1 protein-coding gene is annotated in these 527 nt (G+C 63.0%); it reads right to left on the reverse strand.

The features are described 5' to 3' along the window. Positions 1-511: aconitase family protein (locus tag D7X55_RS45960; RefSeq protein ID WP_233610411.1), on the reverse strand; the 511-nt coding region annotated here is incomplete at its 3' end. Positions 512-527 lie beyond the last annotated feature (16 nt).

The following is a 527-nucleotide window of genomic DNA, read 5'->3' on the forward strand; positions in this document are numbered from 1 at the left end:
TCTTCGCGCCAGCCACGTCGGACAGCGTCTTCACGTCGTCCGGGTCGTTCGGGCATGCGACGATCGGCTCGTGGATGTCGGCCAGGTCGATCTCGATGACGGCAGCGTATTCGGCGTCGGCATCCGGTTGCAGCAGTTGCGGATCAGCCAGCCATGCTTCCATCTTCTCGATGCGACGCTGCAGCGAACGCGGGTCCTGGTAACCCTCGGCAATCATCCACTTCAGCAGCGTGATGTTGCTGGTCAGGTACTCGATGATCGGTTCCTTGTTCAGGCGCACCGAGCAACCGGCCGCCGAACGCTCGGCCGAGGCATCGGACAGCTCGAACGCCTGTTCGACCTTCAGCTCCGGCAGGCCTTCGATTTCCAGGATGCGACCGGAGAAGATGTTCTTCTTGCCCGCCTTGGCCACGGTCAGCAGGCACGACTTGATCGCGTACAGCGGGATCGCGTTGACCAGGTCACGCAGGGTCACGCCCGGCTGCATCTTGCCCTTGAAGCGCACCAGCACCGACTCCGGCATGTCC

It is taken from the genome of Corallococcus sp. AB049A (assembly GCF_003668885.1).
In the GTDB taxonomy this organism is placed as follows: domain Bacteria; phylum Myxococcota; class Myxococcia; order Myxococcales; family Myxococcaceae; genus Corallococcus; species Corallococcus interemptor.